This window comes from Janthinobacterium aestuarii (assembly GCF_051380835.1).
Lineage (GTDB): Bacteria > Pseudomonadota > Gammaproteobacteria > Burkholderiales > Burkholderiaceae_D > Janthinobacterium > Janthinobacterium aestuarii.
The window spans coordinates 98,040-124,659 of sequence record NZ_JBNYXU010000010.1 but is presented as its reverse complement, the minus strand read 5'-3'; the positions used below and the strand labels follow the sequence as shown (position 1 = coordinate 124,659).

11 protein-coding genes are annotated in these 26,620 nt (G+C 62.1%); 6 read left to right on the top strand and 5 right to left on the bottom strand.

Annotation, left to right across the window (positions count from 1 at the left end):
* Position 1: 1 nt before the first annotated feature.
* A complete protein-coding gene (gene glnE / locus ACQ4WO_RS23345) occupies positions 2–2,755 on the bottom strand; it encodes a bifunctional [glutamate--ammonia ligase]-adenylyl-L-tyrosine phosphorylase/[glutamate--ammonia-ligase] adenylyltransferase (protein WP_436483432.1) in 2,754 nt (917 codons plus the stop codon).
* Positions 2,756–2,990: 235 nt separating this feature from the next.
* On the opposite strand from glnE, the gene ACQ4WO_RS23340 reads away from it, so the two are divergent.
* The 3 genes from ACQ4WO_RS23340 to tldD are packed head-to-tail and all read left to right on the top strand — an operon-like array spanning position 2,991 to position 9,497.
* Positions 2,991–7,181, top strand: coding sequence for a YhdP family protein (locus ACQ4WO_RS23340; protein ID WP_436483431.1), 4,191 nt, complete (start codon positions 2,991–2,993; stop codon positions 7,179–7,181).
* A gap of 30 nt (positions 7,182–7,211) precedes the next feature.
* The gene (locus ACQ4WO_RS23335; RefSeq protein WP_268991801.1) at positions 7,212–8,012 is read left to right on the top strand and encodes a carbon-nitrogen hydrolase family protein; all 801 of its coding nucleotides are present in this window, start codon (positions 7,212–7,214) and stop codon (positions 8,010–8,012) included.
* Between the two features lie 24 nt (positions 8,013–8,036).
* On the top strand, positions 8,037–9,497 hold the full coding sequence (gene tldD, locus ACQ4WO_RS23330) for a metalloprotease TldD (protein WP_436483430.1): 1,461 nt from the start codon (positions 8,037–8,039) through the stop codon (positions 9,495–9,497).
* 172 nt (positions 9,498–9,669) lie between these two features.
* On the opposite strand, the gene ACQ4WO_RS23325 is transcribed toward tldD, so the two are convergent.
* Positions 9,670–12,516 carry a TonB-dependent receptor gene (locus ACQ4WO_RS23325; RefSeq protein WP_436483429.1) on the bottom strand — a complete coding sequence of 949 codons (2,847 nt, stop codon included), beginning with the start codon at positions 12,514–12,516 and terminating at the stop codon, positions 9,670–9,672.
* A 498-nt stretch (positions 12,517–13,014) separates the two neighbouring features.
* Here ACQ4WO_RS23325 and aroG point away from each other — a divergent pair, with 498 nt between their 5' ends.
* Positions 13,015–14,079, top strand: a complete 1,065-nt coding sequence (gene aroG / locus ACQ4WO_RS23320) for a 3-deoxy-7-phosphoheptulonate synthase AroG (protein WP_436483524.1) — start codon at positions 13,015–13,017, stop codon at positions 14,077–14,079.
* A gap of 82 nt (positions 14,080–14,161) precedes the next feature.
* Here aroG and ACQ4WO_RS23315 read toward each other — a convergent pair whose 3' ends face one another.
* The 3 genes from ACQ4WO_RS23315 to ACQ4WO_RS23305 form a co-directional block, all read right to left on the bottom strand.
* Positions 14,162–17,008: a TonB-dependent receptor gene (locus ACQ4WO_RS23315; RefSeq protein ID WP_436483428.1), complete on the bottom strand. Its 2,847-nt coding sequence runs from the start codon at positions 17,006–17,008 to the stop codon at positions 14,162–14,164.
* Positions 17,009–17,363: 355 nt separating this feature from the next.
* Positions 17,364–20,033: a TonB-dependent receptor gene (locus ACQ4WO_RS23310; protein WP_436483427.1), complete on the bottom strand. Its 2,670-nt coding sequence runs from the start codon at positions 20,031–20,033 to the stop codon at positions 17,364–17,366.
* Positions 20,034–20,392: 359 nt separating this feature from the next.
* Positions 20,393–23,197 carry a TonB-dependent receptor gene (locus ACQ4WO_RS23305; protein ID WP_436483426.1) on the bottom strand — a complete coding sequence of 935 codons (2,805 nt, stop codon included), beginning with the start codon at positions 23,195–23,197 and terminating at the stop codon, positions 20,393–20,395.
* A gap of 605 nt (positions 23,198–23,802) precedes the next feature.
* Here ACQ4WO_RS23305 and ACQ4WO_RS23300 point away from each other — a divergent pair.
* Positions 23,803–25,650 (top strand): ABC transporter substrate-binding protein, encoded by a 1,848-nt coding sequence (locus ACQ4WO_RS23300; RefSeq protein WP_436483425.1) that lies wholly within the window; start codon positions 23,803–23,805, stop codon positions 25,648–25,650.
* A gap of 28 nt (positions 25,651–25,678) precedes the next feature.
* On the top strand, positions 25,679–26,617 hold the full coding sequence (locus tag ACQ4WO_RS23295; protein WP_071079183.1) for an ABC transporter permease: 939 nt from the start codon (positions 25,679–25,681) through the stop codon (positions 26,615–26,617).
* Positions 26,618–26,620: the final 3 nt, after the last annotated feature.

Below are 26,620 nucleotides of genomic sequence, written 5' to 3'. Positions count from 1 at the left end.
CTCAGGCGGTGGCGCCGAAGATGGCTTGCCACAGGCGCATCACGTTGTCCGCATGCACGCGCACCCGTTCCGGTTCCACGCGGGCCAGGTCTTGCCCTTGCAGGCGCAACTGGTGCTGGAGCTTGCGCAGCGCGCGGTAGGCGTCGGCGACCTGGGCGGCCAGCTGGGCGTCGATCAGGCCCAGTTCGCCGCACAGGCGCAGCAGGGCGATATTGCCCGAGTTGGCCGTCAGCTGCGGATACTGCGCCGCATGCTGGAGCACCAGGTATTGCACCATGAATTCGATGTCGATCATGCCGCCCGGATCCTGCTTCAAATCGAAGCTGCCGGGGCGGCGCGGATGGGCATCGAGCATCTTCTTGCGCATGGCCACCACTTCGCCCTTGAGCGGGCCGTTTTCCGGGCGTTCCTTGCGCAGGATCGTGTCGCGGATGCGCTCGAAATGCTTGCCGATGGTGGCGTCGCCGGCGCAAAAGCGCGCGCGCGTGAGCGCCTGGTGCTCCCACACCCAGGCCGCGCTGCCCTGGTAGCGCTCGAAGGCCTGCACGCTGGAGACCAGCATGCCCGAAGCGCCGTCGGGGCGCAGGGCAATGTCGATGTCGAACAAAATGCCGGCCGAGGTGTGCGAAGTCATCCAGGTAATGAAGCGCTGCGCCAGCTTGGCGTACAGGCCCGGCGCATCCTGGTCGTCGTCGTCGAAGAGGAAAATGACGTCGAGGTCCGAGACATAACCGAGTTCCTTGCCGCCCAGCTTGCCATACGCGATGACGGCGAATTTCGGCACGTCGCGGTGGCGCGTCGGCAAGGTTTGCCAGACGGCTCGCACGGTGGCGGCGACGATGATGTCGGCCAGTTGCGACAGGTAGTCGGCCAGCTTTTCCACGCTCAGGTCGCCCGCCAGGTCTTGCGCCAGGCACTGGAACAGCTGCGCGTGGTGCATTTCGCGCAGGATATCCATCTGTCGCTCCGTGTCGCCGGGGGCATCGTCGAGCTGGCGCTGCAGGCCGAGCGCCAGGGCGGCCGGGTCCGGCACCGTGTTGCGGATGCGCTCGTCTAACAGTTCGTCGAGCAAGATCGGGTGTTGCGTGAGGAAGGTGGCGGCCCAGCCGCTGGCGCACACCATGCGCACGACGCGCTCGAGCGTGTGCGGGTATTCCGTCAGCAGCGACAGGTAGGCCGAGCGGCGCGCAATGGCTTCCAGGAAATCGAGCAGACGGCCCAGGGTGGCCAGCTGGCTGGCATTGCCGTTGGACACGGAGCAATCGGTGATCAGGGGCAGGGCGGAATTGACGAGGGCGACGAGGCGCGTGCGGCTCGCCTCGGGCAGGGACTGCAAACGGGGCGCCTGCCACGTGGCCAGCAGGCGGCGCGCGCAGGCGGCCGGCTCATGGAAACCGAGGGCGGCGAAGCGCGCTTCGATGGCTTCTTGCTGGTCCGAGGCGGCGCAGTCGTTCGACGTTTGCGGGTCGATGCCCGTGTCGGCCGGCGGCGTGCCGCTGCTCTTGTCGCTGAACATCTCGTCGAACTGGCCGGCGACAAACACGCGGTGCGCTTCCAGCTGGGCCAGCAGGGTGGCAGTGTCGGGCAAGCCCATCATCTGCGCCACGGTCAGGCGGTCGGCCTCGTTGGCGGGCAGGGTGTGGGTTTGCGCATCGTCAAGATACTGCAGCCGGTGTTCGAGGTTGCGCAGGAACGTGTAGGAGCCGAGCAGTTGTTCCACGATGGCCGGTTCCAATAGCCCCTTGTCCGCTACCGTGCGCAGGGTGGCGCGCGTGGAACGGTCACGCAGCTCGGCGTCGCGCCCGCCCCGTATCAACTGAAATACCTGGGCCAGGAATTCGATTTCGCGGATGCCGCCACGGCCCAGCTTGACGTTGTTGCTGCGGTCCGGATGCAGCCGTTCCTGGCGGTTGACCTCGGCGCGGATCTGGCCGTGCATGGTGCGAATGGCGTCGATGACGCCGAAATCGAGGTAGCGGCGGAAGACGAACGGGCGCACGATGGCGTCAAGTGACGCGATATCTTCCGGCTTGCCCGTCACGGCGCGCGCTTTGACCCAGGCGTAGCGCTCCCATTCGCGGCCCTGCACGATCAGGTATTGCTCCACCATGCCCAGGCTGGCGGCCAGCGGGCCCGAGTTGCCGTTCGGGCGCAAGGCCATGTCCACGCGGAAAGTAAAACCGTCTTGCGTGATCTCGGCCAGAGCGGCGATCAGTTTCTTGCCCATGCGAATGAAAAACTCGTGGTTGGACAGGCTGCGCTGACCCGGCTGGGTCGCTTGCGTGTCGCCATCTTCCGGGTAGACGAAGATCAGGTCGATGTCGGACGAGACATTGAGTTCGCCGCCACCCTGCTTGCCCATCGCCAGCACCATCAAGGCCTGTTCCTCACCCGATTCCTCGCCGACAGGCATGCCGTGCAGGGCCACCATCTCGGTCATGATGGCGTCCACGTGCGTGCGGATGGCGAAATCGGCAAAGCCCGTCATGGCAGTGACGACTTCGTTCAAGTCGGCCCGGCCTTCCAGATCGCGCGCGATCAGGCCGCAGACGAGCAGGTTGCGCAGGCGCCGCATGGCCCGCTCGGGCGGCAGCGGCGGCGTGGCGGCGTTCGCCTGGGCGGCCAGCTCGGCGGCAAAATCGAGCCCGTCCAACGGCGCGCGCACCAGTTGGGCTACCTGCGCGGCGCGCTCGGGGGCGGCGTCCAGCCAGCGCTGGTAGAAACGGGAGGCGGAAATCAAAGGCTGTGTGCTCATGGTATCGGTAAGTGTCTCGTGGATGCGGCGTGCATGTTCTTGTTTAACTTGGCTGCGAACGGCGGGGGATGCGGTAAAATTGTGCCGCCGGCCCAATACCGCCGGTAGTGCCTGCTCTTCCGGACGATGGTAAGGGAGGCTTTGCTCAGACGCAAGCGCAAGGGGGCAGGCGCGCACCACGAATGCAGACGATTTTTGCCATTATTTGACGCCGGACCAGTTTATTAGCTTATTGATGCAAAAACCGCCAGAAGCAAGCGTGACAGAACATGTGCCATTGGCTCTGCGCTGGCAGCGGCTGCGTGCCGCCTATCGCATGGCCAACCTGGCCACCCACCATGTGTTGGGTTTTACCATCAAATTGGTTCTGCTCGCGTATTTCGCCTTCGCCGTGCTGTTTTTATTCCTGCGTTACGCGATTCTGCCGAATATCGATTATTACAAAGGTGATATCGAGCGGGCGGCCAGCCGCGCGCTGGGCAACCCTGTCAGCATCGCGCGTATTTATGCCTCCTGGCATGGCGTGCGGCCGAATCTTTTCCTTGGCGACGTGACCCTGCGTGACCAGGCAGGCCGCCAGGCGCTGAGCCTGCCGAGCATATCGGCTACCGTGTCGTGGTGGAGCGTGCTCGGTTCCGTGCGCTTTACTACCCTGGAAATCACGCGGCCCGACCTCGATGTGCGGCGCAGCAAGGATGGCAAGCTGTACGTGGCCGGGGTGTTGATCGACAGTACGCAAGGCAGTGATGGCAAGGGTGCCGACTGGCTGCTGTCGCAACATGACATCATCATTCGCGATGGCAAGGTGCGCTGGACGGACGAGGTGCGTGGGACACCCGAGCTGGCTTTATCGCAAGTCAATCTGCTGCTGCGCAACCGCTGGCGCAGCCACCGCCTGGGCTTGCAGGCCATGCCGCCGGACAGTCTGGCCGCACCCATCGATGTGCGCGCTCACTTCACGCATCCGCCTTTCAGCACGCGCATCTCCGATGTGTCGATGTGGAAGGGCGAGCTGTACGCCGACCTGAAAAACGCCGACCTGGCCGCCTGGCGCCGCTACCTCGATTACCCGTTCGAACTGAGCCAGGGCAAGGGCGCCTTGCGCGCCTGGCTGAGCCTGGATCACGCGCGCCTGGCCGGTTTCACGGCGGACGTGGGTTTGACGGATGTGACGGCGCAGCTGGGCGAGCATATCGCGCCGCTCGACTTGCTGTCGGTCAGCGGACGCATTTCGGCAAAAGAAGAGCTCTCGGCGCAGGCACCCGATGGCAAACCAACGTTTGGCGCGAATGGGCACCAGGTAGAGTTGACGAATTTCGCGGTGGAAACCCGAGACGGCCTGAGCCTGCCGCCCACGACCTTGTCCGAGCGTTTCATTGCTGCCACCAAGCGCAAGCCGGCGCGCACGGAAATCACGGCCAAGTCGCTCGATTTGCAAACCCTGGCCGCATTGGCCGACAAGCTGCCGCTGGGCGAACAGCAGCGCCAGCGTCTCGACGCCCTGGCGCCGCGCGGGCGTTTGCAGGATTTTGCCGCGCAATGGGAAGGCGAAATGGCGACACCGGCCAGCTACCGTTTGCGCGGCAAGTTCATCGATCTGGGTCTGAACGCGCAGCCGGTGCGCCTGGCCGTGGCGAAGACGGCGACCGGCCCCGCGCAGGCAGCCGCACCGGCTATCCCCGGTTTCGAACATTTGACTGGCAGTATCGACGCCAGCGACAAGGGCGGCAAGGTCGATATCGATGCACGGGGATTGGTATTGCAACTGGCCTCCTATTTGAGTGAGCCGGCCTTGCCGTTCGAACAGTTCGAAATGGAGGCGCGCTGGGCTTTCCAAGCAGACAATATGCTACAAGTCGACCTGGACAGGCTTGATCTTAATCAACAAGGCTTGCGCGTCGCCTTGCAAGGCACGCACCGGATGCCGCTCGACGGCAAGAACTTGGGCCAGGTCGACTTGACGGGCACGATCGATAATTTCGAGATCAACACCATCGGCCGCTATCTGCCGCTGCAAACGCCCGAGCATCTGCGCCACTGGCTGACGGGCGCGCTGGAAGGCGGCATGGCGCACGATGTCAGCCTGCGCCTGCGCGGCGAACTCGAGCATTTTCCGTTCAAGGCCGACACGCCCGCCCAGCGCAACCGTGGCGACTTCCGTATTGCCGGCAAGATCGAGAATGGCAAGCTGAACTATGCGCCCGGCGAATTTGCGGAAAGCGGCCCGCTGGCGGGCAAGGCGCCCCTGTGGCCGCAGGCGGAAAAGATCAAGGGCAGTTTTGTGTTCGAGCGGGCGCGCATGGAAATTCGCGGCGACACAGCCACCACGGGCGGCGTGGCATTGACGAACGTCAAAGCCGTGATCCCCGACCTGACCGTTTTCGACACCTTGCTCGATATCGACGGCAACGCGGCCGGCCCGATGCAGGAATTTCTCAAGTACGTGACGGCCAGCCCCGTGCTGGGCTGGATCGAGCATTTCACGGATGAAACGACGGCGACGGGCAACGCCAAGCTGGCCCTCAAATTGCACTTGCCGATCGAGCGCATGCTCGAGTCGACCGTGCAGGGCAGCTTGCAACTGGCGGGCAACGACGTGGTGCTGTTCCACGACATGCCGCCCGTGCTGGGCACGCAGGGCAAGATCGAGTTCAACGAAAAAGGCGTCAACCTGAATGGCTTGAATGGCAGCCTGCTGGGCGGGCCGCTGGCCATCTCGGGCGGCACGCAGCCGGACAGCTCCATCCAGGTGAAAATTGCCGGTAACATGACCATCGACGGCTTGCGCAAGACCTATCCGGCGCCCGTGCTGCAGCGCCTGGCGAAACATTTGAATGGCGGCGCGCGCTACAACGGCTTGATCACGGCGCGCGACCACCAGGTGGTGGTCAATGTCGAGTCGCCGCTGACGGGCCTGGGCCTGGATTTCCCCGCTCCCCTGAAAAAGCCCGCCGGCGACAGCTTGCCCGTGAAATTCACCCTGACGGGCAATGCGGCCAATGGCGCCGGCTTGCGCACGGACGATATCCGCATTGCGCTGGGCTCCGGCATCGCTGCGCGCTACCAGCGCCAGAAGCAGGGCAAGGATGCCTGGCGCCTGCTGCGCGGCGGCATCGGCGTGAATGTGCCGGCACCGGAACCGGACAGCGGCATGATGCTCAACGTCAACATGAAAACCCTGGACGTGGACAGCTGGATTGCCGCCGGCAGCGAGATCGCCGGCAACGCCACGGCGTCCGCCGACAGCGGTGCCGCCGACGATGCGCCCGATATCGCGCAATACGTGGTGCCGGATATGATGGCGGCCCGCGCCAGCGAACTGATGCTGGGCGAGCGCAAGCTGGAAAACGTGGTGGTGGGCGCCACGCATCAAAAGGATGTGTGGCAAGCCAATATCGACGCGAAACAGGTGTCGGGTTATGTGACGTGGCTGGAAACGCCGTCCGGCCTGGGCAAGATGACGGCGCGCCTGTCGTCGCTGATCATTCCGGAGTCGGCCGCCAACGATGTGAAGAATTTGCTGGAAGGAAAAAGCGGCGCCCAGTCGATTCCTTCGCTCGATATCGTCGCCGAGCAATTCGAGCTGTTCAACAAGAAGATCGGCCGGTTGGAGTTGCAGGCCTATAACACCATGGCGACGGGCGGGCGCGAGTGGCGCGTGGGCAAGCTGCAACTGTCGAACGCTGATGGCGCGCTGAGCGGCAGTGGCAAATGGGTCATCAAGGATGGGCAAAGCACGACCAGCTTGCGTTTCGGCCTCGACATCGTCGATGCGGGCAAGCTGCTCGACCGCTTCGGCTTTGTCGACACGGTGCGCCGCGGCAAGGGCCGCCTGAGCGGCGACATCGCCTGGAACGGCTTGCCGTATTCGCTCGACATTCCCACCTTGTCGGGGCAGATCGAGATGAATGTGGAATCGGGCCAGTTCCTCAAGCAGGACCCGGGCGCGGCCAAGCTGTTGGGCGTGCTCAGCCTGCAAGCTTTGCCCCGCTTGCTGAAGCTCGATTTCCACGACGTGTTTTCCGAAGGCCTGGCTTTTGACGGCATCACGGCCAACGCCAGCATCAAGCGCGGCGTGGTGACGACGAACAACCTCAAGATGCATGGCGTGGCGGCCACCGTGCTGATGGATGGCACAGCCGATATCGCCAATGAAACGACGAATCTGCACGTGGTGGTGATCCCTGAATTTAACCTGGGAACGGGGCCGCTCGTGTATGCGCTGGCCGTCAATCCCGTCATCGGCTTGGGCAGTTTCCTGGCGCAGCTGTTCCTGCGTGCGCCTGTGATGAAGGCGCTCACGTACCATATGCAGATCGCCGGCCCGTGGAAATCGCCCGTCGTGACCAAGCTCGATGGTGGTAAATTGGAAGCTGTCGCCGTGCCTGCCGCTGCCGCTGCGGCGGTGGAGGCCGTGGCGAAGTAGGCGAGGCCTTCGAATCGATAAGAGGTGGCAATGATGCATACAGTCGCAGCAGTACAAATGATTTCCTCTCCATCCGTGGAAGACAACCTGGCCACGGCGCGGCGCCTGGTGGCGCAGGCCGCAGCCGGTGGCGCGCAGCTGGTGGTGCTGCCCGAATATTGGGCCATCATGGGCAAGCAGGAAACGGACAAGCTGGCGCATGCGGAACAGCCCGGCAGCGGACCGATCCAGGATGGCATGGCGCAGATGGCGCGCCAGCACGGCATCTGGCTGATCGGCGGCACCTTGCCCCTGATCTCGGGCCAGGAAGGCAAGGTTTTGAATACGACGCTGGTGTACGACCCGCAAGGCGAGCCGGCCGGCCGCTACGACAAGATCCACCTGTTCGGTTTTACGCGCGGCACCGAGTCGTACAATGAATCGCGCACCATCGTGCCCGGTGCGCAAGTGCGCTCGATCGAGACGCCGTTCGGCCGCGTCGGCTTGTCCATCTGCTACGACTTGCGCTTTCCCGAACTGTACCGCGCCATGGGCGATTGCGCGCTGATCGTCGTGCCCGCCGCGTTTACCCATACGACGGGCAGCGCCCACTGGGAAGTGCTGTTGCGCGCGCGCGCCATCGAAAACCAGTGCTATGTGCTGGCCTCGGCGCAGGGCGGCCTGCATCCGAACGGCCGGCGCACCTGGGGCCATAGCATGCTGATCGACCCGTGGGGCGAAGTGATCGCCGTGCTGCCCGAAGGCGAGGGCGTGGTCAGCGGCGAGATCGACCTGGTGTTCCTGGCTGGCGTGAGGGAGTCCTTGCCCGCGCTCACCCACCGGACCATGTAACTTGAATGTTGAGAAAAGATAGCCATGATTCCATTTGAACCCAATCTGTCCAGCCTGGCCGTGGCGCGCGATATCCTGCTCACGCCGTTCGGCCTGGACGAAGACAAGTTGCTCAAAGCCCTGGGCACGATGTTTACGCATAAGGTCGACTATGCAGACCTGTATTTCCAGTCGACCAAGAGCGAAGGCTGGAGCCTGGAAGAGGGCATCGTCAAGACGGGCAGCTTTTCCATCGACCAGGGCGTGGGCGTGCGGGCCGTGTCCGGCGACAAGACGGCGTTTGCGTATTCCGACGACATTTCCGAACGGGCCCTGCTGGAAGCGGCGGCGGCCACGCGCACGATCGCGCGCGCGGGCACCGGCAAAATCAAGATCGCGGGCCAGATGCAGCCGCAAGGCGGACGTTCCTTGTACCTGCCCAACGATCCACTGGCCTCGCTCGATGCCACGGCCAAGGTGCAGCTGCTCGAGCGCGTGGAAAAGATGGCGCGCGCGAAAGACCCCAGGGTGGTGCAAGTGATGGCGGGCCTGGCCGGCGAATACGACGTGGTGCTGGTGTTGCGCAGCGACGGCGTGCTGGCGGCCGACATCCGCCCGCTGGTGCGCGTGTCGTTGACCGTGATCGCGGAACAGAATGGCCGCCGCGAAACGGGCTCGGCCGGTGGTGGCGGGCGTTTCAGCTATGACTATTTCAGCGATGCCGTATTGGAACAATACGCGACGGACGCCGTCAATTCGGCCTTGGTGAACCTGGAAGCGCGCCCCGCGCCCGCCGGCCCCATGACCATCGTGCTGGGACCGGGCTGGCCCGGCATCCTGCTGCACGAAGCGATCGGCCATGGCCTGGAAGGCGATTTCAACCGCAAGGGTTCGTCCGCGTTTTCGGGCCGCGTCGGTGAACGCGTGGCCGCCAAGGGCGTCACCGTGGTCGATGACGGCACCCTGGCTGGCCGGCGCGGTTCCCTGAACATCGATGACGAGGGCAATCCCACGCAGTGCACGACCCTGATCGAGGATGGCATCCTGAAAGGTTACATCCAGGACACGATGAATGCGCGCCTGATGAAGATGTCCGTGACCGGCAACGCGCGCCGCGAATCGTTCGCCCACCTGCCCATGCCGCGCATGACGAATACGTATATGTTGGGTGGCGACAAAGATCCGGGCGAGATCCTTGCGTCCGTCAAAAACGGTTTGTATGCCGTCAACTTCGGCGGCGGCCAGGTCGACATCACGAACGGCAAATTCGTCTTCTCGGCCAGTGAAGCGTACATGATCGAAAACGGCAAGCTCAGCTATCCGGTGAAAGGCGCGACTCTGATCGGCAACGGCCCGGACGTGCTTAACCGCGTCTCCATGATCGGCAACGACATGCGCCTCGATTCCGGCGTGGGCATCTGCGGCAAGGAAGGGCAGAGCGTGCCCGTGGGCGTGGGGCAGCCGACCTTGCGCCTCGATGGTATTACGGTTGGCGGGACTGCCTAATTTTTTGGGACACTGTGAGGCCAACGCGATTGCCGGATTACGCCCTCCCGGCTAATCCGACCTACTTTTTTCTGACATGGCGCTCGCGTAGGTCGGGTTAGCGCAAAGCGCGTAACCCGACACCACCATCACGCCAATACTACCGGCCGTGCCAACACGGCTGCTGGATTTCTCAGAACTTGTACTTCACCCCCGCACTGACAAAGCGTCCCGCCGCGCCCGCGTAGTCGAGCGGGTTGTAACCCGTGGCGCCATACGTCAGCGGGTCGAGCGGGGCGATCTTGTCGAACAGGTTTTGTATCGTCGCAAACACTTCCAGCTTGGGCGTGGCCAGCCAGCGGGCCGTCAGGTCCACCGTCGTGAACGAGGCGATGCGGCAGCCGCGTGGCGCGTCCGTGCCATCGGCGAAATGCGTGGCGCAGCCGTCCGGGTCATTCTTGAACAGTATGTTGTCGAGCGGCGCGCGGTAATTGACGTTGGCCGTGACCCGCCAGTTCTGGCGCTCCCAGGTGGCGCCCAGGTTGATGCGGTCGTCGGGTGTCCCCATGCAGTTGGACACGTCGCAATTGCCATGCGTGCCGGCAAAATCGCGCTGTGTGCCATCGCGTTCCGTGCGCAGCCATTTGTACAGATGCGTCCACTTCAGGTCGAAGGTCAGGTTGCCATAGTCGCCGCCCAGGTTGAAGCGCTGGCGGGCGTCGATATCGATGCCGCGCACCGTTGTTTGTGCCGAATTCACATAGTTGGCCAGCACGGCCGTGATGGCGCCCGGATCGCCGGCAATGCCGGTGGCCGTGGACGGATCGCGCGCCACGTTGCCGGCGGCAATGGCCGCATCCGTTTGCTCCTGGTTGATTTCATTCTTGCGGCGGATTTGCCACAGGTCCACGGAAATGCTGCTGCGCGGCAGCGGGTCCCACACGGCGCCCACGGAAAAGCTGCGCGAACGCTCCGGTGACAGGTTCGGATTGGGCGAGGTGATGACGGCGATCGGCGCGGGATCGCACGCCACTTCCACGCCCAGCGCGCAGCGCAGCGGATCGCTGGCGGTGGAGAACGCGGCCAGGCCGCCGACGCCGTTTTCCGCCGCGCTCGGCGCACGGAAGCCCTTGGCGAAGGTGCCGCGCAGGGCCAGTTCGCGCATGGGCGTCCATTTCACGCCCACTTTCGGCGTGTAGGAATTGCCCACGTCGGTGAAATGGTCGGCGCGCAGGGCGCCTGACAGCTCGACGGTTTTCAGCACGGGCGCCAGCACCTCGGCATAGATGGCCGAGGCGTTGCGGCTGCCCTTGTAGGCAGAATAGCCGAGGCCGATGATATTGCCCCGTTCCGTGCCTGTGGTGGGCTTGAGTTCCGTCGATTCGTGGCGGAATTCCGCGCCCACGGCCACGCCCAGGCCGCCGCCTTCCAGCTTGGCCACCTCGCGGCTGGCCTTGAAGTCGATCTGCGCAATATGCGTCTTGGCATCGTTCGAGATGCGCGGCGACAGGGCCGCGTACAGCTCGGGCGAATTGAGGCCCGCGTTTTCCGCGATGCGCCACAGGCTGCCGGCCGGCAGGGCCGCATACGCAGGGTTCAGGCTGGCCGCCGCCACGTTGGCGGCGGTCGGGTTGAGCAGGGCGAAGGCGACGTCGCGCTGCAGGTAGCCGTTCAAGTCGTTCGACACCTTGTTCTGCGAGTACAGCAGGGCGCTGTCGATATCCCAGCCCGCCACCGTGCCCTTGATGCCGGCGACAAAGCGCGTGAAGGTGGAATTGACTTCCGACAGGCGCGGCCCCACGTCGGCCGCCAGGTAGCGCAGCCGCGCCGCCGTGCCGAAATACGGATTGTCCGGGTGGGCCGCGCCGAGCGATACGCCCGCATTGCTGACGGGGCCGCCCGGGTAGCCGACCGAGCCGCTGATGCCCGATGGCGTGGTGGCGGAGTGCGATTCGCTGTGATACACGTTCAATTCGGCATACGTTTGCAACGCTGGCGTCAGTTGCCAGGCGGCGCGGCCAAAGAAATTGATGTTCTTCTGTTTCGGCTGGATCTGGCTGTATTGCTGCGCGGCATCTGTCAGGCAGCCGCCGCCCGGGTCGCCCTGCGGATGCGTGGTGAAGTTGCCGCAGGCGGCGCCGGGGAAGGTGCGCGTAAAACCCACGCCGGCCAGGTTGCCGCGGTTGTAGTAGTCGAGCGTGTCGGGATTGCGCACATTGCCGTTGACGGCGCTGCCGGCCGCGTTGTTGGTGGTGATGGCGCCCGCGCCGCTGAGCGACTCCTGCGCGCTGAAGCCCAGGTCGCGCAAGTCGCCGCGCCCCACGGCGCCCCGTCCGGCCCGGTCGCGGTTCCAGATGGCGGCTTTTTCGCTGTACTCGAGGTTCAGCAGCACGTTGTAGCGGTCGCTGTCGATGTCGCCGAAGCCGTGCGTGATGGCGGCGCGCGCGTCGCGCCCGTCCCACTCCTTCGTCTTGCCGTAATTGCCCTTGATGGCCGTGCCCTGGTAGTCGCGCCGCAGGATCACGTTGACGACGCCGGCGATGGCGTCCGAACCGTAGATGGCCGAGGCGCCATCCTTGAGGATTTCCACCCGTTCCACCGCTTCCAGGGGAATGATGTTCAGGTCGGCAAATACCTTCTGGCCATCGTCGGCCAAGCCATACGGCGCGACGCGGCGCCCGTTCAGCAGCACCAGGGTCGAGGCCGTGCCCAGGCCCCGCAGCGACACGCCGGAAGCGCCGGCGGCAAAGCCGTTGCCGAAGGTGGTGGGCACCGAGCCCTGGTTGTCGACGGCCAGGGTCTGCAGCAGTTCGGCTACGCTGGACTTGCCCGATTTTTCAATGTCGGCCGCGTTCAGGGTTTGTACGGCCGACGCCGTTTCCGCTTGCGCGCGGCGGATGTTCGAACCGGTGATTTCCACGCGGGCAACGGGGGCAGCTTCCTGCGCCAGGACGGGTAGACTCAGCAGCGCACTGGCCAGCGCCAGGCCCAGTCTGGGTGGTGAAAAAGTAGCGGATGGTAAGGATGGTGTAGGGATCATGCGGTTCTCCGGAAAGGTCAGGCAGTCAGGAATCGTCGATGCGTCCTTGAGTTTTGCCCGTGCGGCGATGCCGAGAGTAGATCTAGATCAAGTAGTGTCTTGCTTGTTGTCGATAGAATGGCTGGCGTGGCGTGGTTGCCACGACGGACACAGCGGTAGTGGCCCGCGAGTGGGTATCGGCAGCGCGCAACTTTTTATGCTTTTTGACGTATTTTGCAGTGTAAAACGGCAGCGACATGCGGCTTTGCCAATAAATATGCTTGCCAACCCTTGCAATTTAGGTTTATAGTCGATCATCACTTACGGATGACTCACATGTTCGCTCGCCACTTTTTTACCGCTTATTTTTACTTTAGCAATTCCAACCCAAAGGCGGTGGAGTAGCGGTCGGTTCACGTAGCAGCAAAACGAGATCCCAGCAAATTCTAAAAAACCGCCACCGATGGCGGTTTTTTTTTACCCAGATGTTTTACCCTTCCTTAAATTTTGGAGAAAATGATGCCCCGCACCGATGATTTGCGTATTCGCGAAATGAAGGAATTGACCCCGCCGTCCCACCTGATCCGCGAATTCGCCTGCTCGGAGCAAGCCGAACAGACCGCCGCCAGCGCCCGTATTGCCCTGCACCGTATCCTGCACGGCCAGGACGACCGCCTGATGGTGGTGATCGGGCCTTGCTCCATCCACGACACCAAGGCGGCGATGGAATATGCGCGCCTGCTGGTCAAGGAGCGTGCGCGTTTCGCGGGCGAACTGGAAATCGTCATGCGCGTCTACTTCGAGAAGCCGCGCACCACGGTGGGCTGGAAGGGCCTGATCAACGATCCGTACATGGACAACAGCTTCCGCATCAACGACGGCTTGCGCATGGCGCGCGAACTGTTACGCGATATCAATGAGCTGGGCTTGCCGGCCGGTACCGAGTTCCTCGACGTGATCAGCCCGCAATATGTCGCCGACCTGATCAGCTGGGGCGCCATCGGCGCGCGCACGACGGAGTCGCAGGTGCACCGCGAGCTGGCGTCGGGATTATCCTGTCCCGTCGGCTTCAAGAATGGCACGGACGGCAATGTGAAAATTGCCGTGGAAGCCATTAAGGCCGCCTCGCAGCCGCACCATTTTCTTTCCGTCACGAAGGGGGGCCACTCGGCCATCGTTTCGACCAACGGCAACGAGGATTGCCACATTATCTTGCGCGGCGGTAAGACGCCGAACTATGACGCGGCCAGCGTGGACGACGCTTGCAAGGCCATCGCGGCGCAGGGACTGGCGGCGCGCCTGATGATCGACGCCTCGCATGCGAACAGTTCGAAAAAGCCGGAAAACCAGATCCCCGTGTGCGCCGACATCGCCAGCCAGGTGGCAGGCGGCGATGGCCGCATCGTCGGCGTGATGGTGGAGTCGCACCTGGTGGCGGGGCGCCAGGATTTAATCCCGGGCAAGGAATTGATCTATGGCCAATCCGTCACGGACGGCTGCATCGACTGGAGCGCCAGCGTGGCCGTGCTGGAAAACCTGGCCCAAGCCGTGAAGCAGCGCCGCTTGCAGGGCGACGCGGAATGAAGTGACGTGGCGCGCAGCATGAAAAAAAGCCCGGAAAGCTAAGCTTTCCGGGCTTTTTCAGTTTTCAGCTGATGCAATCAGCTTAGAACTTGTAGGAACCGCTCAGGTAGAACTGGCGGCCCAGTGCGCTCGAGTACGATGGGTTGTAGCCCACTTGATGCGAACCCGTGTTACGCAGGGTGAACGGCGGATTGCGGTCGAACAGGTTCAGGATGCCGCCCGTGATTTCCACGTTCTTCATCGGACGGTAAGCCGTCTGGAAGTCGAAGGTGGTGTAGCTCGGCACTTCCAGCTGGATGCCATAGCATTCGCCAGGGCTGCCAGCCACGATCACGGCGCAATCGTCAACCGTCTGTTCCTTGTCCGTGTAGCCGTTGCGGTAGCTGGCGCTCAGCGTATGCGTAAACTTGGCCGTCTCATACGAAGTGGTGGCGCGGATGATATTGCGGAAGCTGACCTTGTCGTTCGAACCGTAGCGATTCAGGCTGGTTTCCCATTGATCATCGGTGCCTGGCGTCGTGTAGCGCGAACGCAGCAGGTAGGTACCCATCAGGCGGCTCGTCAGGCGGCCGTCCAGCAGCTTCATCTTGTGGGTGAAGTCGTAGTCGATACCGCGGTTTTCCACCTTGCCGATGTTAATCGGCAGCAGCTTGATGGCCAGCACGTCCTTGCCCGTCGAGCTGATGTGCTTGGTGGTGAACAGGTTGGCGTACTTGGCAGGATCGTTGAAGATCAGGCCTTCGGACACGGCCGTCACCTGGTCGCGGATTTCCACGTTCCACAGATCGAACGACATCGACAGGCTGTCGATCGGTTCGAACACGGTACCGATGCTCCATTGCTTCGACGTTTCCGGCTTCAGGTCCGGATTGCCGCCCTGGAAGGCTTCGAACTGCTGGCGTCCCACGCCACTGCAGTAGCTGGCCAGCGGATGACCGCCCATGCCGTTCGCTGCCGTCAATGGGCATTGGTAGTTGCCGCCCGTGACGCCCCAGTCTTCCAGTGGGCCAGCGATTTCCTGCATGCTGGCGGCGCGGAAGCCGGTACCGGCAGCGGCGCGGAACATCAGGCTCTTGGTGGCGGAATACTTGCCGCTGATTTTCCAGGTGGTGGCGTTTTCTTTCTTGCCTACCGTCTTGCCCGTCAGCTTGTCGTCGATGGCGCCGATCTGGTCATAACGCAGCGAGCCGGTCATTTCCAGTTTTTTCGAGATCGGCATCATCAGCTCGGCGTAGGCGCCGGCATTGTCGCGTGCGTATTCGCTGTCGACTTGTGCATTGTCAAACAGGATTTGCGCCTGTTTGGCAACGTTCGCCTGTTGCACCTTGTACGAGGTGTTGCGGAAGTCGGCGCCCACGCCCAGCATGGCCGTGCCGCCTGGCAGCGAGAACACAGGACGCGAAGCGCGGCCGTCGATGCCCTTCATTTCCACCGTTTGCGTGTTGTAGGTGCCGCTGAAGCCCGTGCCCAGCAGTGCCTGGCGCATGGCGTCCGGCATGGAACCCACCGGGTAGGCGAACGGGTCGATATTGCCGGCGGCCACTTGCGCGTCGAATTTGTCGGCCAGCGGGAAACCGCTGACGTATTCCTGCGTCTGCTTGTTTTTCGAGTACGTTACGGCGGAGTTGATGTCCCAGCCGAATGCATTGCCATCGATACCGGCGACGATATGGGTGGCCTTGGTGCCGTAGTCGTAGACGCGGTTACCCATTTCCGACAGGCGGTATTTGGCGACGGCGCCCGTGGCGTTGGCCAACTGCGCTGGCGTCAGGTTTGGCGCCAGATATTTGTTGAACAGCGGCGAGCCGACATCGACGGAGAAATCGGCCGGGTACGGCGCAATGCTGGCGACGACGCGCGCTTCCGTGTAGGCGAGGTCATAGAAACCCTGGAAGCCGGTTTTGCCCAGTTTGACGGTACCCGAGCTGAAGATGGCGTCGCGTTTCGATTCGGGATTGATTTCGATGGTCGATGGTGAATCGAAATAGCAGTTGCCGTCGCCATAGAAATCCATGTTGCTGGCGGCGCATTTGCCGCCATGGGCCAGCGCGTACGGGTTCAGGTTGACGTTGTCGACGAAGGGCTTGTTGGTCTCCGGATTGATGACTACGGCGCCCGTCACCGGATCGGTGCGGTTGTAATCGACAGTGGCGTTGCCAGGGGCCGAGCGCGAGGAACCGTTGATGAATTGCAGTGCCTTGCCGTTCTTCGGATCGTTGAAATTGATGATGCCGCTTTTCGCGAAGCTGCGCTGCGATGCTTTCAGCGATTTTTGTTCGTCATGGCTGGCCGACACGAAGATGCTGTAGCCGTCTTCGTCGATGTCGCCGAAGCCCTTGCTGATCGAAATCGAGTTGCTGGCGCCGCCTTTTTCTTCAGGACGCGAGTATTTGGCATTGATTTCCAGCGGCGATGCGCCTTTTTTCAGGATGAAGTTGACCACGCCGGCGATGGCGTCGGCGCCATACAGTGCCGAGGCGCCGTCCGTCAGCACTTCCACGCGCTCGATGGCCGACAGGGGGATCGAGTTCAGATCGATGGTGGTGCCCGAATTGGATGGGGCAATACGACGGCCGTTCAGCAGCACCAGCGTGTAGGCTGCGCCGATATCGTGGATCGAAGCCGTGGTGACGCCGCCGCCGCCGCCGCCCACCGAATCGGCGGCCACGGAGAAGCCCTGCATCGCAGGAATTTGCTGGATGAAATCGGTCACCGTGGTGACGCCGGTTTTCTTGATGTCTTTCTGGTTGAACGACTGCACCGGCAGCGACGCTTCGGAAGCGATGCGCTTGATGCTCGAACCCGTGACTTCCACGCGTTGCATGGTGCCATCTGTTGTTTCTTGTGCATACGCGGCGTGCATGCTCAGGGCCATGCCGCCTGCAAACATCAGGCGCAGCGACCGCGATATTACATTTTCTATCATCATCTGAAATTCCTTGTTATTGTGATAAAGGCGGCAATTATTTTGAAATAACTTGTTGCTTACTAACAATTTATTTGCCTTTTTACAAATCCACCAATGAAAATTCTGTAAATTTTCAGGGCCCTCATCAAAACATTCACGATTCAGATTGTCAATTTCGTGCGGATTTTTTGGACGAAATGCAACATTTTCCTGTTTTTTTTGTAATCCTTCAGCAATAAAGTATCGCGGACCCTTGTCAGTCCTGCTCAGATGCGTAAAATAAAACGGCGCACATCATCGCTGATGGCGCCGTCTTTGGCATGGCTGGCAAACGCTGACCAGCGTTGTCTGCTCTGTCTCTTTTCCGTCATCCCCCTTAGAACGTATAGCTGCCGCGCAAGTAGTAGGCGCGCCCGATCGGGTCCGTGTAGCGCGGGTCATAGCCTTTCTGGAACAAAGTGCCCTGGTTCGAGAACGGTGGTTCCTTGTCGAACAGGTTTTTCACGCCCGCCGTCAGCAGCAATCCTTTCCACACGTAGCTGCCCGACACGTTGAGCAGGCTGTAGGATGGCACATCGTGGCGGTATTGCGGGTCCACCTGATTCTGGTCCGTGTAGCCGGACTTGAACGATTGCGATACGGTGGCGCCCCAGTTGCCCAGGCGCCAGTTCAGCGCCGCCGTATGTTTCCAGCGGAACACGGGATTGTTGTCCGCGTAGCGGCCCACGTTGGCAATGAATTCGCCGCCGCGCTCGTTCTGGTAGTCATACTTGTGGGTCCAGGTGCCATCGACCGAGACGCTGAAATCGCCATACGCGCCACGGCCCAGGCGCGCATTCAGGCTGACGTCGATGCCGTCGGTTTTCACTTCGCCGAGGTTGTCGTTCAAGTCCAGGATGGCGTAGGGCGAACCATCGGGATTGCGCAGGAACAAGGCCTTGTACTTTTCGTAGTTGCCGAAGATCGATTGCTCGGGCAGGGAGGAAATCTTGTCCTTCAGGTGGATGTTCCAGTAATCGACGGCAAGCGTGACTTCCTTGATCGGTTCGAGCACGAGGCCGACGGCAAAGGTGGTGGATTTTTCCGGTTTCAGTTTTTCATTGCCCCCTTGTAGCTTGAATTGCTGCAAGTCGCAATCGCGCAGGGGATTGGCACCGGGCTGCGGCACGCCGCCCGGGCAGAGGATGGGGTCGTCGTAGGAATCGTTGGTATCGTTCTTCGACGGCGGCGCATTCTTTTCAAACAAGGTGGGAGCGCGGAAACCCGTGCTGGCCGAGCCGCGCAGGACCAGCGCGCTGCTGGCCTGGTAGCGCAGGGCCAGCTTCGGATTGGTGGTGCTGCCCACGTCGCTGTAATGGTCGAAGCGGGCTGCCAATTGCACTTCCAGGTCCTTGATCAGCGGCAAGTTGACTTCGCCGAAGACGGCCTGGATCGTGCGCGAGCCGCTCTTCGACAGCGAACCGGACAGACCGGAACTGCTGGCCTGGCCGGCGATATCGCGGTTGACATTGAAGTCGGCTTTTTCACGTCGCAGCTCACCGCCCAAAGCGATCGCCAGCGGGCCGCCGGCCAGCTGCATCAGTTCGCGGCTGCCCTTGATGTCGAAGCCCGTCGTGGTGACCTTGGCGTTCTGCACCTCGCCACGCAGGGCAGTGCTGTCGAGGTAAGCCTTGCCGGCCGCGTCCTGCACGCCGAACGGGTTCAGGATGCCGTTCAGCACGCCTGCGGCAAAGCCCGCATCCTGCACATAGCCACCCGTGAATTTTTCCGACGACTTGCTGATCGCGTGGCTCAAGCCCGTCTTGTAGTCCCAGCCGGATAGATCGCCTTCGAGCGCCAGCACCAGGCGGTCCGTCTTGCCGTCCGAATCGATCTGCCGCTGGCCCGCTTCCACGGGGCGCCAGTTGACGCTCAGCGGTTGGCCCGACAAGCCCGGCTGTGCCGGCACGCCGCCCGCATTGCCCGGATAGTATTTGCTGCTGATGGGCAGAATCAAGCCCGTTTGCGGCGGCGGCGCCGTGCGCGCCTTCACCTTGTTTTGCGAATGCAGGTATTCCACCGTGGCCAGGTGGCCGCCACCGAGCTTGAAGGCGCCCTTGCCGAAGAAGGCCAGCTGTTCCTGGGCGGGCAGGTTGTCGATCTGGCGCGTGTAATCCTGGCGGCAGGTACCGTTGGCGGCGGCCACCGACAGTGGCGGCAAACAGCCGCTGGCCGCGTAGGGATTGCCTGCCAGGCCGTCGCCGCCGTTGGCCGCCGCATCGAAGTAATTGCCGGGGAAAGTCGTGCCGCTGGTAATGGACAGGCCGCGCGAGGGGATGATGCCGGTCTTGGAAAAGTCACGGTCCTGCGACGTCAGCACTTTTTGCTTGTGGTAGTCGAGCACGCCGAAAATATTGTAGCCATCCGTGTCGAGCTTGCCGAAACCCGTCGACAGATTGATGCGGTGCTCGCCGCCGCCCTTGTGTTCGGGCGCGACGACCTCGGCGGTGATATTCGTGACGTTGACCGAGCGCTTGGTGATGAAGTTGATGACGCCGCCGATGGCGTCCGTGCCGTAGATGGCCGAGGCGCCGTCGCGCAGCACTTCTACACGCTCCAGGGCGGCAATCGGGATGATGTTCAGGTCGACGCTGGCGCCGTCATACGGATGGTTGGCGATGCGCCGGCCGTTGAGCAGCACCAGGGTCTTGTCGCCGCCCAAGCCGCGCAAGTCGGCGCTCGCCTGGCCGCCCGTGGGCAAGCCGCTGGTATTGCCGCCGACGGCATTGCCGCTGCCCATGCTGGAGGAGTTGGAGGGGATCTTGCTGAGTACTTCCTGAGCCGTCGTCAGGCCCTGCTTGGCGAAATCCTCGGCCTTGAAGATGGACAGGGGTGTCGCCGTTTCCGAGACGAGGCGCTTGATGGAGGAGCCGGTGACTTCGACGCGCTGCATGCTGCTCGTGTCGCTGACTTCTTGCGCCAGCACCTGCTGGCTGAGCAGGCCGGCGGCGAGTCCGCTGGCGCAGATCAAACGGATGGAGCGGGACAAGCGTGTTTCTCTGATCATGTTCAAGACTCCTGGAAAAGCGGTTGGCTAGAAGGGCAAGAACGGCCGCGCTGGTTGGCGCACCGAGAACATTGAAAAATATTTATATCTTTTCAAGCGATCCACTGTAATGATCTGCAAAAGTCCTTGTCAACATGGCACACAGGTTTGTGTGCCTAAACAACGTAGTGCACGATAGGCACTGATTTGGAACAAAGAAGGTGCATTTTGTGTCCCATTTCTGACGAGGCTGCCATCGTCCTCGTGCGCAAAATAAAAAACGCCCGCTGCAGTGCAACGGGCGTTGGTGTGGATGGCATGACGATAGTGACGCAGCCTTGCCGAGTGCCCAGGCTGCGCTTGGCAGCCTGGTCGGACGCTTAGAAGAACTTGTAGCTGGCGCCCAGTTTGAAGTAGCGGCCGATGGCGCCGCTGGCATCCATCGGGTTGTAGCTCATGCCGCCGTAGGTCAGCGGGTCGAGCGGCGCGATCTTGTCGGTCACGTTGTTGATCGAGGCAAACAACTGCAACTGTTTGTTGACGTTCCAGCGGCTCGACAGGTCGAGCGTGGTGAACGAGGCGATCTTGCAACCGTTTGGCGCCGGTGTACTGTCGGCCAGCTTGGAAGCGCAGGGCTTGCCTTCAAACAGGATGTTCTTCATGTCCGAACGGTAGTTCAGCACGCCGCTGACGTTCCAGTTGCCCAGGTCCCACGAGCCGGTGAGGTTGATCTTGTCCTTCGGCGTGCCGGCGCAGTTGGAGGTATCGCAATTGCCATGCGTACCGGCGAACTGGTAGCGCACGGTGGACGACTCGGCCCGTACCCACGAAGCGATGTGGGTCCAGGTCAGGCCGAACGTGGCGCGGCCGTAGTCGCCCAGGCGCACGCGCTGCTTGACGTCCAGGTCGATACCCTTGATCTCCGTGAAGCTGGAGTTGCGGTACGGCGCCTTGGTGATCAGCAAGGTGCCCGTGTTCGGCACCACCACGCCATTGATGGTCAGGTTGTTGTCGGCGCGGATGGCCGTCGGCAGGGCGGCCGCTTCGTTGTAGGGCAGCGGGTTGATCTCGTTTTCACGCTTGATCTTCCAGCCATCGAGCGACAGGCTGGTATCGTTGAACGGATCCCACACGAGGCCCAGGGTGTAGCCCTTGGATTTTTCCGGCTTGAGGCTGGGGTCGCCGATCTTGACGGCCGCCACTTGCAGTTCGCAGTCGCTGGCATTGGCGCCCGGCAGACGGGTGCCGCCCGGGCAGCGCACGGGATCGCTCACGGTCGACGTGCCCGTCGATTGCGAATTGGCATTGCTTTCGGCGGGGCCCGGTGCGCGGAAGCCTTCCGAATACGTGCCGCGCACGGCGAAGGTTTTCAGCGGCGTCCACTTGGCGCCCAGTTTCGGCGTGGTCGACGAGAAACGGTCATATTTGTCGTAACGCAAGGCGCCCGATAGTTCCACCGTCTTGATGACGGGCGCGAGCACTTCGAGGAACACGGCCGAGACCTTGCTGTCGCCCTTGGCTGCCACGTAGCTGGAGTTGATGGAACCGTTCTCCGTGCCCGACAGCGATGGATTGTCGAGCTTGTCGCGGCGGTGTTCCGCACCCACGGCCAGGCCCAGGGCGCCGCCAGGCAACTGCATCAGTTCGCGCGATGCCTTGAAGTCGATGATGTCGAGCTTGGTGGTGGAATCGGAGGTGGCGTTCGTCACCATGGCCGCGTACAGCGAGGCGGGATTCTTGCCCGCCTGGGCACCGATGTAGTAGGGGAAATGCTTGCTGGCCGGACTGGAGTCGCCCAGGGCCGCCTTGACGACGGCCATGTTCAGCATATTGCTGTAATCGAGGTGCAGCTTCGATTCCGAATGCGTATAGCCGGCATCGTAGTCCCAGCCCATGGCGTTGCCCTTGATGCCGAGCACGATGCGGTTGAACTCGTTGTTGGCCTGGCGCGTGCTGGCGCCCACGTCGAAGGCTTGGTAGCGCACGCGTACTGGCACGCCATACGGATTTTGCGGGTGATTGGCGGCCAGCACAATGGTGGTGCCGGCGCCGGAACCGTAGTTGACGACGCCAGTCGGGCTGGTGGCGTTGGGCGGGAAGGCGATGGTCGGCGTGATCGATGGCGGTATCAGGGTGAAGGCCGTATCGCGCTTCGAGTAGCCCGCTTCCGCGTACACCTGGGTGTCGGCATTGACTTGCCAGGTGCCGCGCGTATACAGGTTGATCGATTCGATCTTCGGCTGCATCGAGCGGAACTGGTCGTGGTGCCACAAACAGCCGCCCTTCGGATCCTGCGGCGAAGACACGGACAAGGTGGAACAGCCGGGCAGGGAAACATAGTTGTTGGTGACGGGGTCGCGGATCAGGCCCGCTGGCGAGGCATTCGCATCGTTGTTGCCATTGATGTAGCCGCCGGCGAACTGGGTGTTGATCGCATAGCCATACGGGCGCAGGTCGGCCTTGCCTATCCATTTGCGGCCGGCACGGTCATTGTTCATCAGCATGTCCGATTTGCTGTACTCGGCATTGACGACGACATTGAATTTATCCGTATCGAGGTTGCCCTTGCCGAAGGTCAGCGAGGCGCGGTGCTGCTTGGCGTCGCTGTCGCCCGAGATGCCCGTGTCGCCTTTCAGGGTCAGGCCTTCGAAGTCCTTGCGCAAGATGATGTTGACGACGCCGGCGATGGCGTCCGCGCCGTAGGTCGACGATGCGCCGTCTTTCAGGATTTCAATGCGCTCGACGATCTGCATCGGCACGGTGGACAGGTCGGTAAAGCTCTTCTGGCCGTCATCGGCGCGCGCGAACGGCGCGATGCGGCGGCCATTGAGCAAGACCAGGGTCGAGGTGGCGCCCAGGCCTCGCAGCGAGATGGCCGTGGAACCGGCGGCAAAGCCGTTGCCGAAGCCCGTCGGCAGGGAGCCGGCGCCATCGGCGGTCAGGGTTTGCAGGTACTCGGCGACGGTGGCCTTGCCCGATTTCATCAAGTCATCGCGGCTGATGACCTGTACCGGCGATGCGGTCTCGGCCGTGGCCCGTTTGATGCTCGAGCCTGTAATTTCCACACGTTGAACATTGGCGTCTTGCGCCATGGCCGGCGCAGCCATCATGCCCAGGCTGAGCGCTGCTACGCTACCCGAAAAAATCAGGCGTACGGAGCGGGATATCACTGTTTCCATCATCATTCTCAGAACTCCGAAAGTGTGCTCGGCTGGCCCTCGTGCGGCACAGCTTTGCCAGGGTGATAAAGATTGCTGCGTCGGCAATCGCTGTGGATCAAACGGCATATTGTGTGAGTTGCCGCCATTGATAAGACCACTTGCCGAGAAACCTTGTCAACGCGCACACATCTGCTTTCAGCATGGAAACAACAGTGTTTTTTATCATGTTGATGCTTTTCAATAATTGCAATTATTTTAATGTTGCAGTGCGATGCGTATTTTCCGTACTGCCATAAAAACAGCTGTCATTGGCAACCATAAGGGTTGCTGCCAGGCCGTTTTTTCATGGACGCCGCCTGTCTATGCTGCGCTGCGGAAGATTTCTCCCGTGAGGCAGGCGGTCGTGGCTGCGCGGCACGCCAGTGCTGCGGCTTTTCGCCCGGCGAACAGAATATGCGTTATCGTTACGCCTTTTTCCGGCTCGCCTGCATGCGGTGCGGCTGGGCCTGAACAAGGCATAGATCTTGCGAGGATGGACTGGTTTTGGCGGTGGATTCCTGTATCCCAGGGGGAAGCCAGTACAAGCGCACCAATACGGTGCGACAGATAATCGAGATGAAGGGTATTACATGAAGTCACCATGGATGCGGCGCGTGGCGCTGCTCGCCTGCCTGGCCACCCTGCCGCTGGCGGCCATTGCCGCCGCCGATGCTGCCCCTGCTGCCGCAGCCGCGCCGGTGAAAACCTTGCGCTATATCCTGCCGGCCGCCGAGACGGGCTTCGATCCGGCCACCGCGCGCGACCTGTATTCGAACCACATCACGCAGGCCGTCTTCGACACCCTGTACACCTATGATTACCTGGCGCGCCCCGTCAAGGTGGTGCCCGGTGCGGCGGCCGCCATGCCGGAAGTGTCCGCCGACGGCAAGACCTACACCATCCGCCTGAAGAAAGGCATGTATTACACGCCCGACCCCGCATTCGGCGGCAAGCGCCGCGAACTGACGATGGCCGACTACGTGTATTCGTGGAAGCGTTTGTTCGACCCGCGCCTGGCCTCGCCGCACAGCTGGCTGTTCGAAGGCAAGGTGGTGGGACTCGACGACCTGGCCAAGGACGCGGCCAAGTCGAACAAGCTCGACTACAGCAAGAAGGTGGCCGGCCTGGACATCCTCGACCCGTACACCCTGCGCGTGACCCTCACCAAGACCGATTTCAATTTCCCCATGATCCTCGCCTACGTGCCGACGTCCGCCGTGGCGCGCGAAGTGGTAGAAAAGTATGGCGACGTGAAGGGCGAAGTGGGTTCGAATCCCGTCGGCACCGGCTACTACACCTTGGGTGAATGGACGCGCGGCAACCGCATCGTTCTGAACCGCAACCCGCAGCACTTGCCGGAAACGTGGAATTTCCTGGCTGGCGACGACCCGGACGACCAGCGCATCGTGCGCCAGATGCAGGGCAAGCGCATTCCCGCCATCGACCGCATTGAAATTTCCGTGATGATCGAAGACCAGTCGCGCTGGCTGTCGTTCCAGAGTGGCGGAACGGACGTGTTCTGGCTCGATGGCCCGCTGGCGCCGAAAGCGCTGCTCAACGGCAAGCTGCGTCCCGAACTGGCGGAGAAGGGCGTGCAACTGTCGCGCCTGTTGGATCCGGAGATCAGCTATTACTACTGGAATATGGAAGACCCGACGTTAGGCGGCTTCAGCAAGGAAAAGATCGCGCTGCGCCGTGCCATTGCCATGGCGCACAATATTGACGAAGAAATCCGCATCATCTGGAATGGCCAGGCCAAGCGCCTCGACTATCCGATCCCGCCCGGCGTCGTCGGCTACGATCCCCACTACAAGAGCCTGCTGCAATACGATCCCGTGCTGGCGAACAAATTGCTCGATAAATTCGGCTACAAGAAGGGCGCCGACGGCTGGCGCACTTTGCCAGACGGCAAGCCGCTGCTGATCCGCTACGCTTCGCGCAACGAAGCCAATGGCGTGCTGCAGGCGGAAATGTGGCGCAAGACCTACAACTCGCTGGGCATCCGCATGGAAAACGACCGCATGATCTTTTCCGACATTTTAAAAACGGAAAAACAGTGCAAGATGCAGACGCGCACGGCGCCGTGGCTGGCCGACTATCCGGACGGCGACAACTTCATGCAGCTGTTCTATGGCCCGAACACGCATCAGAACAACAATGGCTGCTACCAGGATCCCGAATACGACAAGTGGTACGCGGCCAGCCAGGCCATGCCGGCCAGCCCCGAGCGCGACGAGCTGTTCCACAAGATGGCGCGCCGCCTGGAAGTGAATGCGGGCGCCCTGATCGGCTATGCGCGCTACCGCAACATGCTGGCGCAAAAGTCGGTGCTCGGCTACAAGAAACACCCGATCCTGTTCCAGGAGTGGGCCTACATGGATATCGACAGCACGGGCGCGCCGGTGGCGCCTGCTGCCGCGGCCTCGGCCAATAAATAAGCGCGGCTTATATAAACAAGGAATCATTATGTTCGCTTATATCCTGCGCCGCCTGTGGCAGATGCTGCCCACCATGCTGGGCGTCGTCCTGCTGGTGTTTATCCTGTTTAACTGGGTGGGCGGCGACCCCGCCTATATCCTGGCCGGCAAGATGTCTAGTGCGGAAAGCATCGCCAACATCCGCCGCCAGCTCGGCGTCGACCAGCCATACTATGTACAGCTGTGGATCTTCATCAAGCAGATCGTCACGTTCGACTTCGGCCAGAGCTGGGCCACGGGCGAAACCGTGTCGCACATCATCACGTCGCGCCTGGGCCCGTCGATGATGGTCCTGATTCCGCTGACCGTGCTGGAAACGTTCTTTGGCGTGGCGCTGGCGCTGGCCATCGCTTTCGTGCGCGGCTCGCTGACGGACCGCGCCGTTATGATCGCCTGCACGGTGGGCATGTCGATTTCCATCCTCGTCTACATCATCGTCTTCCAGTACGGTTTTGCCTACAAGCTGGGCCTGTTCCCCGTGCAGGGTTGGGGCGACAGCTTCTGGGAAAACCTGCTGCGCTATTCGACCTTGCCGATTTTGATCGGCCTGGCCGTGTCCATCGCGCCGACCCTGCGCCTGTTCCGCACCTTCGTGCTGGACGAGGCGAACCAGGATTACGTGCGCACGGCGCGCGCCAAGGGCCTCAAGGAAGGCCGCATCATGTGGGTCCACGTGCTGCGCAACGCCGGCATTCCCATCATTACCTATGTGATGTCGAACTTGCCGGCGCTCTTGATCGGCGCTTTCCTGCTCGAGCGCTTCTTCGGCATCCCCGGCATCGGGCGTGAAGTGATCCTGGCCGTCGAGCGCAGCGACTTTCCGGTGATCAAGGCGATCACCGTGTATGTCGCCGCCGCCACCATGCTCTTCAACCTGCTCACCGACCTGCTGTACCAGGCGGTCGATCCTCGCGTACAACTGAAGTAGAAA

Bases quoted from the DNA above. Each gene is read 5' to 3' on its own strand.
- glnE (WP_436483432.1), bottom strand. From the start codon at position 2,755: ATGAGCACACAGCCTTTGATTTCCGCCTCCCGTTTCTACCAGCGCTGG.
- ACQ4WO_RS23340 (WP_436483431.1), top strand. From the start codon at position 2,991: ATGCAAAAACCGCCAGAAGCAAGCGTGACAGAACATGTGCCATTGGCT.
- ACQ4WO_RS23335 (WP_268991801.1), top strand. From the start codon at position 7,212: ATGATGCATACAGTCGCAGCAGTACAAATGATTTCCTCTCCATCCGTG.
- tldD (WP_436483430.1), top strand. From the start codon at position 8,037: ATGATTCCATTTGAACCCAATCTGTCCAGCCTGGCCGTGGCGCGCGAT.
- ACQ4WO_RS23325 (WP_436483429.1), bottom strand. From the start codon at position 12,516: ATGATCCCTACACCATCCTTACCATCCGCTACTTTTTCACCACCCAGA.
- aroG (WP_436483524.1), top strand. From the start codon at position 13,015: ATGCCCCGCACCGATGATTTGCGTATTCGCGAAATGAAGGAATTGACC.
- ACQ4WO_RS23315 (WP_436483428.1), bottom strand. From the start codon at position 17,008: ATGATGATAGAAAATGTAATATCGCGGTCGCTGCGCCTGATGTTTGCA.
- ACQ4WO_RS23310 (WP_436483427.1), bottom strand. From the start codon at position 20,033: ATGATCAGAGAAACACGCTTGTCCCGCTCCATCCGTTTGATCTGCGCC.
- ACQ4WO_RS23305 (WP_436483426.1), bottom strand. From the start codon at position 23,197: ATGATGATGGAAACAGTGATATCCCGCTCCGTACGCCTGATTTTTTCG.
- ACQ4WO_RS23300 (WP_436483425.1), top strand. From the start codon at position 23,803: ATGAAGTCACCATGGATGCGGCGCGTGGCGCTGCTCGCCTGCCTGGCC.
- ACQ4WO_RS23295 (WP_071079183.1), top strand. From the start codon at position 25,679: ATGTTCGCTTATATCCTGCGCCGCCTGTGGCAGATGCTGCCCACCATG.